Genomic DNA, 8224 nt, shown 5'->3' with positions numbered 1-8224 from the left:
ACAGTTTTACCTCTGTGAAAACCCTCTTTGAGAAGCATTGCCCATTACCTGGCATGCTTCTTTTTTTCATTGAATGGAAGTGATGACTCTTATGATGATTGCAGTACATTCATTATAGTGTGATAATTTAATCTGATTAAACATAGTAGAACCAGGGGGCTGGGTTGATAATCGTTTTCAAATAGAAAAAATTAAACGAAAATGAACAATTTTAAATGATATAGTGCTTGAAAACGTTATTTAATTGTGTATAATAGCAAGTAGTAGAGATAATCGTTCAAAAAACAGCAAACAATTAAGTGATGTCGCTCGAATGTATTCACTAAATGACAGTAGACTCATAGCAACATAAGTTTGAAAGGTGTGTTCAAAAGAGGATAAGGTCCGCTGTAGCTTTCGTTTATCGATCAAAAATCAAGGGGGAAACAAAATTGAAGAAAATTTTTAGTGCTGTTCTTGCTGCGATGCTCACCGTTTCACTTGCCGCATGTGGTTCGAAGACGCCGACAACTCCGACAACAACCGGTACTACAGCAGCTCCTACCGAAAAGACCATAGAATTCACATTGTCTACTCCAGACCCGGATACATCTTCTGTAACAGTAGCTGCAAATGAGTTTGCTAAGAAGGTGCTTGAGAAGAGCAACGGTTCGATTAAGATCAAGGTATATCCAAACGGATCGCTATATGGTGCAGACCCAAGCGCAGCTGTTAAGCAGCTTGGATCAGGAGCACTGGACATGCTGGTGCTTTCCACTTCGCTTTATGCTAATTTTGAGAAGAAGTTCAATGCCATAAGCATACCTTACCTTTTTGACGATACGAGGCAATTCACAGATTACCTTAACAGCGACACTGGTAAGGAGCTTCTTGGAAGCATAGACAGTATGGGAATTACAGGTCTTGGATACTGGACAAGGAGCTTCAGGCAGATAACAAATGCTGTAAGACCGATAACAGTTCCAGCAGACCTTGCCGGAGTAAAACTTAGAGTACCGAATAACCCGCTGTGGGTCAATTTCTTCAAGGAAGCAGGAGCGATACCTACACCAATGGCATTCGGAGAAGTTTATAACGCACTTCAGCTCAAGACCATAGATGGCCAGGAAAATCCAGTGGATGTTCCTGTATCAGCAAAGTTCTATGAAGTCCAGAAGTACATATCAGTTACAAACCACATGGCTGATGGCTGGATAGTCGGAGTCAACACCAAGAAATACGGCGAGCTTTCCGACGCGCAGAAGAAGGTACTTGAGGATGTTACAATGGAAATGCAGGGCTGGAAGGTTGATTACGACAGCAAGCAGGACCAGACGGCGATAGATACACTTGTTTCAAAGGGAATGGCACTTAACAAGATCACAGCTGAACAGCAGCAGCAGTTCGTAGATGTATCAAAGAAGCTTTACCCGACCTTCAAGGAACTGGTAGGCGATGAGGCATTCTTCAACAAGACACTTGAGTTCGTAGGCAAGAAATAAGCAATAGGTACTCTGACGCAAGCCATATGATAAATGAATATCTTATGGCTTGCGCTTCATTTAAGGAGAATATGATGAACGACGTGAAAGAAAAAAGCAATCAGGGCTCCTGGAAGGCAGGTTTTGGCAAGTTCGTCGGCGTCTTGAACAAGATAGTCGATGCTTTAGCAGGAATTGCAGCAGGTGCCATTGTGGTCACAGTAATAATCCAGATACTCGGAAGAGTACTGGGTAATCCTGCCCCCTGGACAGAAGAGGGCACCAGGTTCATATTCATATGGATCATTTTCCTCGGTATAGGGATGGGCTTCCGAAATTCCGAATCAGCCAGAGTTACCATAATGGTTGGCTATGCACCCCCCATCATAAAAAAGATCAGCAAATGGACATATACAATATTCTCGCTGATATTTTTCGGATTCATGATCGTATATGGATTCCAGCTGATGATGCAGCAGGTCAACATGAACGAGATGGGCTCGGCTCTTATGATCCCCATGTGGATAATCGGTGCAAGCGTTCCGGTGTCAGGTGTGCTGTGCGTAATTGGATTGCTTGAGTCCCTGATACTGCACCCGCATACCGTAGACATTGAAAGTCTTGTAAAACCAAAGGCGGAGGTAAACCAATGAGCATATTTCTTATAGCATTGTTCTTCATACTGATGTTCCTTGGCATACCCGTTGCGGTATCGCTTGGCTTTTCAAGCGTCCTCACTCTGGCTCTTTTCTCTGACATACCGCTGACACTTATCTCCCAGTCCATGTTCAGCTCCATGAACAGTTTCATAATGGTTGCGGTTCCTCTGTTCATACTTGCTGGAAACATAATGGACAAGGGTGGTGTCGGAGACAAGATATTCAACTTTGCAAATTCAATGGTAGGCTGGATGCCTGGCGGACTCGGTCATGTCAACATAGTAACCAGCCTCATATTTGCAGGAATGTCCGGATCTTCAGTTGCCGATGTTGCGGGGCTTGGAGTGCTTGAAATGAGTGCCATGGAAAAACGTGGCTATGACAAGGAATATTCTGCTGCAATTACAGTTGCGACCTCGACACTTGCCACTATGATCCCACCAAGCATCCTTATGATTGTTGCAGCTTCAGTTGCAAATGTATCAGTGGGAAAAGCACTTGTAGGCGGTGTCATACCGGGGATCATGATTGCGGTGGTCTTTATGGTCTATAACCATCTCTACTGCAAGAAGCATAAGATTGGCGACAAGTCGAAATTCAGCCTTGAGATATTCTTCAAGAGCCTTTTCGTTTCGATACCGGCCATGCTGGTTCCTGTCATAATCCTGATCGGAATGTTCACGGGAATTGTTACGCCTACCGAAGCGGCTGCGATAGCGGTTGTATACTCTACAATAATATCACTCACAATATACAAGGGCCTTACACTTAAGAACATACCAAGGCTTCTTATCAATACCACCAAGACAACTGGTACGATACTGTTCATTGCAGTCACCGCAAAGTCAGCAAACTGGATATTCGAGTTTGATGGTCTTCCGGCAAAGATAGCAACATCGATAACCAGCCTCACTTCGAATCCGATTCTGATAATGCTTGTAGTGCTGGCTTTCCTTGTTATTGTAGGCATGATCATGGATGCTACCGCTGCAATATACATAGTGGTACCGATCCTATTGCCTGCTGTAACCTCAGTCGGTGTGGACCCCCTGTTCTTCGTTGTATTCCTTGTGCTTTCACTGGCCCTTGGACTTATAACACCACCAGTCGGAGTATGCCTCTATGCAGCTACAAGTGTTACCGGTCTCAGACTTGAACAGATAGTTCCAAAGCTTATACCATGGATAGTAATATTGATCCTATCTCTTGTGATTCTGGCCATTTTCCCGGTAATCATAACAGGACCGCTAAATCTCCTGTTCTCGATTTAAGAATATTCCTGGATTTTTCCGTTCAGGTCTTGGATAGTTGGAAGATAAAGCATATATTTTAGATAGGACACTAAATGGAAATTTGGGAGGAGTAAAAGTATGATAGCTGCGGAGCGCCACGAAATAATAATCAGGGAAATGGAAAAGAACAAGTACATATCGATAGGCGAATTGGTGAAGATACTGAATTCATCGATATCTACTGTGCGCAGGGACCTGATTGAGCTCGAGGCTGAAGGTAAGATACAGCGTACCCATGGTGGTGCTGTCGTACTTGGAAGCCAGTTCAGGACCGAAGAGATGACTTACACCTCAAGGTCTGAAAGATACGTCGAAGAGAAGGAGCGGATAGGGCAGTATGTGGCCGGCCTCGTTCAGGATGCGGCATGCATAGTCCTTGACACTGGAACCACAACACTTGCTGTTGCACGGAACCTAAGGCCATCAAGGCTTCTGAGGGTCATAACTGACAGCCTGGATATAGCGAATGTACTGAGGGGAAGAGAGAACATCGATGTTATCCTAATCGGGGGAGTGCTGAAGACTGATGCCGGCAACCTTTATGGAGAGCTGGCGCTGAAGTCCCTGGAGGGGCTTCATGCAGAAGCCTGTGTGGTCGGAGCAAGCGGCCTGACCTATAAGGAAGGAATAACAAAGCACGATTATGATGCCATACCTGCAACCAAGAAGATGATCGAAATAAGCCATCAGCTGATATGCGTAACAGACAGCAGTAAGGTTGGACTGACTGGAATGGTCTCGGTTGCCAGTGCTGACATGATAGACATACTTGTTACAGATACAGGGATAAGTGATGGCAGCAGGAAAAAATTCATGGAAGCCGGTGTTGAGGTAGTGACAGTCTAGTCTGATTACCGCACCGGTACAAATTGCGACACATGGAGGTGCGTTATGCAAACACCCGTATACATGGGCATTGACATCGGAACAAGCAAGATCAAGGCGTGTCTCTTCAGTCATGAAGGCAGCCTGGTCAAACAGGTCATAGAGGATTCAGCGATAATGAAATCCGATGACGGACATCTTGAACTCGATGCCATGAACCTTTTCGACACATTGATTGCACTTGTAAGAATCGCATCAAGAGGCTACGAAGCGGACATCGCTTCAATAAGCTTCAGCGTAACATCGCCTACCGTAATGTTTCTGGATAGGGAAATGACTCCGCTTCTTCCGGCCATACTATATCTTGATAACCGCAGCACGGAGATAGTATCCAAATATGTTGAGAGAATCGGTGGCAAGGATGAGTACTTCAGGAGAACAGGCAACAATCCAAGCTCGTCCACCTGCTCAGCTGCCCTTATGGAATGGGTAAGGGAAAATGAACCGAAGGTGTGGGAGAGAGTGCACAAATTTGCATACCTCAATTCATTTCTTGCAGCAAAGTTTACGGGCAACCTCTACGCTGACCCGACAGTAGCATCCTACTCCGGTATGGTTGATATCAGAAATCCAAAGGATTGGGATGATTCTTTGCTTGAAGCCTTTGGGGTCGACAGGGATCTGCTTCCCCCTATAATCACTCCCTATGAGCGTGTCGGGACCCTGACACCGGAAATGGCCCTTATCACAGGACTTAACAGCAATGTAGCTGTGGCGGTCGGAAGCGCTGACACTGCGGCGTCGAGCTTCGGGCTTGGGATTACGAAGCAGGGTGATGTTTTCGAAAGCCTTGGGACTTCAGGCGTTTTCACCGTATGCCTTGATAAGCCGGTATTTGATAAGGCGTTCATGAACAGGAGCCATGTCATTCCGGGATTGTGGCTTGCCCACGGTGCGATGTCTACAACCGGAGCGGCAATAAACTGGCTGATCAACGATGTGTTCACTGAGCTTACCTGCGTGGAGGAGATTGAACAGGCTGGCTGGACTTCAATACCAGGAGCCAATGGTGTAGTGTTCCTGCCATACCTTTCCGGTGAAAGAAGCCCTGTATTCGACTCTGATACCTGCGGAGTGTTCTTCGGACTTGGCCTCAAGACAAGGAAGGCGGACCTCGTCAGGGCGGTATATGAGAGCTCGGCATATGGGATGTACCAGTTATACAACATAGCAAGGGAAAGATGGAACATCGAACCTGATAGCGTGAAGTGCGTTGGCGGGGCGTCAAGCAGCGAACTTGCACTGAGCATAAGGGCGGACCTTTTCGGGATACCGTTCAATACTGTTGAAGCCCCTAATTCATCTGCATTCGGAGCTGCGATGCTGGGTGCTATAGCATCAGGACACCATACAATTGAATCGGTTCCCACCTGCAGCAACCTGATGCACGAGGTTGTGCCTGTGGGGATCAATGAAGAACAATACCGATGTAATTACGACATATACAAGGAACTATATCCTGCTCTTGACAAACTGATGCACAAGGACAGGCTTTGCATGAAGATTGCTGTGCAATAAGCATTTCAGCATGAAATAAAATGTTCAAAAATTTGAATGGCGATGCTTGAGCACTTAACAGCTCAATTTTATTTGCCAAAATTTAATGCTTCAGGCAAAAAATGACTTAAAATCTGAACTATATTGAATGAATATGAATTTAATTAGTCAAAAACGATTGTAAAATCTGTAACATGCGGTATAATTGAATCAAGTCGAGCGATAATAAGATCTGAGCTGTTATTTATGAACTGTCTATGGAGGTAAATTAATGAAAGCAGTAATTTTGGAAGGACCTAACATGTTTTCGACGAAGGATATCCCGATGCCTGTCATCAAGGCGGATGAACTTCTTGTAAAGATGGAAAAAGCGGCTATCTGCGGTACTGACATAAGGATACTTGAAGGTAAGAAGACTAAGGATGTAAGATATCCATCAGTCATAGGACATGAGATCTGCGGAGTTATTTCAGAGGTTGGCTCTGAGGTCAAGGGATTTGCGGTTGGTGAAAGGGTAGCTATAGCAAACGTCATTCCATGCGGTTCCTGCTCAAGCTGTCTCAACGGACGTGAAAATGCATGCCTCAACAGACAGGCCATAGGCTACCAGTTTGACGGCGGATTCGAGGAATACCTGGCAATTCCTGGAATCGCGATCCAGGCAGGTAATGTGGTAAAGATGCCTGACCATGTTTCAAGCACTGCAGGAGCCCTTATTGAACCTCTGGCATGCTGCATAAGAGGCATGGTGAATGCAGGGACAGGATTCAATGACACAGTACTTGTGGTTGGAGCAGGTCCAATAGGACTCATGCACCTCCAGCTCTCAAAGATTGCAGGAGCAAGCAAGGTAATAATAAGCGAACCAAACCAGATGAGAAGGGACAAGGCGAAGACACTCGGTGCAGATGTCATCGTAGACCCTACATCCGAGAACCTTAACGAGATAGTCATGCGAGAGACCGATGGTCTCGGTGTGGATGTCATAATCGTAGCGATAGGTGTACCTTCGATACTGAACTCAACCATAAACCTTGCAAAAAAGGGTGGAACAGTATGTCTGTTTGCCGGATTTGCCGGAGATGGCATGAGTCAGATGAGTGCAAACACCATACACTACAACGAGCTCAATATCTGCGGATCAACCGCATACAAGAGAAGCGATTATCTTGCGGCTGCAGAAATGGTCAAGACGGGGAAGATCGACCTTGATGAAATTGCAACCCATGTATACAAGCTGGACGATTTCAAGGCAGCTTACGAGAAGTTCCTTGATGGGTCAGGCCTGAAGATAATGATAGAGGCATAAGAAAAGGTTCAATGTCAAAAATGATAAAAAGATTTTGGAGGGAAATATAATGGCAATGCTTGGAAAAGCGGTAAGAATGAGCAGACTGGTAAATCCTAAGAGCGACAAGATGATGGCGATCACAGTGGACCACTCGTTTTCGAGAGGGATCATGACAGGTCTTATTCCGATACAGGCGACAATAGACAAGATAGTGGCAGGTAGACCCGATGCAATAACAATGACAAAGGGAATAGCAGAGCTTTGCTGGCCTAAGCATGCTGGAAAGGCTTCACTTCTTCTCAAGAGCTCCAGCTACTCACCTGTCAACCCGACATCTGATGTATTGTTTGGAGATGCTGAAGAGGGAGTCAGGATGGGTGCTGACGCAGTATCAATAGGAGCCATGATGCTTGGAGACTTCCAGGCACAGCAGATCCATGACATCGGAATGATGTCAAAGCAGTGCATGAGCCTTGGAATGCCTCTTATTGGTCACATATATCCAAAGGGAGAATCAGTTGCACCTGAAGACAGGACAAAGTGGGAAAACATTGCATACTGCGTAAGAGCAGGTGCTGAGCTTGGCGTAGATATCATCAAGACTACCTACACCGGAGATATGGAGAGCATGCATATGGTAATTGAATCATGCCCTGCAAGAGTAGTCATCCAGGGAGGAGATACCTGCAAAACACTTGACGATTATCTTCAGATGACAAGGGATGCCCTTGACTGCGGAGTTGGCGGAGTGACAATGGGAAGATTCGTATGGGAATATGACGATGTGACAGCACTTGTAGTGGTACTCAGGAAGATCATCCATGAGAACTACAGCGTAAAGGATGCTAAGGAACTTCTTATGCAGCTTGAGAACGACAAGGATTACGCGAACTACTAGAAGCGATGACATCAAGGATATCCGATAAGGCTGTTGTTTGATACATTCTGCGTAAATGGGCTATAATAGCTGTAGGGATATTTTTGAAGAGTGAGGTAAGGAAATATGAAGATAGTGATACTTGACGGATACACCGAAAACCCCGGTGACCTTTCATGGGAAGGCTTTGAAAAGCTTGGAGAGGTGACGGTATATGACAGGACACCAGTTGAGATGATTGTCGAGAGGATCGGCGATGCAGA

7 protein-coding genes and 1 pseudogene are annotated in these 8224 nt (G+C 45.5%); all 8 read left to right on the top strand.

Annotation, left to right across the window (positions count from 1 at the left end):
• Positions 1-431 precede the first annotated feature (431 nt).
• Positions 432-1481 (top strand): DctP family TRAP transporter solute-binding subunit, encoded by a 1050-nt coding sequence (locus T472_RS00300; protein ID WP_023385478.1) that lies wholly within the window; start codon positions 432-434, stop codon positions 1479-1481.
• A 74-nt stretch (positions 1482-1555) separates the two neighbouring features.
• Positions 1556-2113, top strand: coding sequence for a TRAP transporter small permease (locus T472_RS00295; RefSeq protein WP_023385480.1), 558 nt, complete (start codon positions 1556-1558; stop codon positions 2111-2113).
• On the top strand, positions 2110-3390 hold the full coding sequence (locus T472_RS00290) for a TRAP transporter large permease (RefSeq protein WP_023385483.1): 1281 nt from the start codon (positions 2110-2112) through the stop codon (positions 3388-3390). The genes T472_RS00295 and T472_RS00290 overlap by 4 nt, the downstream gene beginning before the upstream one ends.
• Positions 3391-3489: 99 nt before the next feature.
• Positions 3490-4257 carry a DeoR/GlpR family DNA-binding transcription regulator gene (locus T472_RS00285; RefSeq protein ID WP_023385485.1) on the top strand — a complete coding sequence of 256 codons (768 nt, stop codon included), beginning with the start codon at positions 3490-3492 and terminating at the stop codon, positions 4255-4257.
• A 45-nt stretch (positions 4258-4302) separates the two neighbouring features.
• On the top strand, positions 4303-5814 hold the full coding sequence (locus T472_RS00280; protein WP_023385488.1) for a xylulokinase: 1512 nt from the start codon (positions 4303-4305) through the stop codon (positions 5812-5814).
• Positions 5815-6064: 250 nt separating this feature from the next.
• The gene (locus T472_RS00275) at positions 6065-7102 is read left to right on the top strand and encodes a zinc-dependent dehydrogenase (RefSeq protein WP_023385490.1); all 1038 of its coding nucleotides are present in this window, start codon (positions 6065-6067) and stop codon (positions 7100-7102) included.
• Positions 7103-7151: 49 nt separating this feature from the next.
• Complete coding sequence (locus T472_RS00270; RefSeq protein ID WP_023385493.1) at positions 7152-7982, top strand: class I fructose-bisphosphate aldolase; 831 nt, start codon at positions 7152-7154, stop codon at positions 7980-7982.
• Between the two features lie 105 nt (positions 7983-8087).
• Positions 8088-8224, top strand: a pseudogene (locus T472_RS19475) (D-2-hydroxyacid dehydrogenase); the annotation flags it as partial.

The organism is Youngiibacter fragilis 232.1 (assembly GCF_000495435.3).
GTDB classification, from domain to species: Bacteria; Bacillota; Clostridia; order Clostridiales; family Clostridiaceae; genus Youngiibacter; species Youngiibacter fragilis.
Note: the sequence above shows the minus strand (reverse complement) of the source record. Positions and strands in the feature narration are given on the sequence as shown.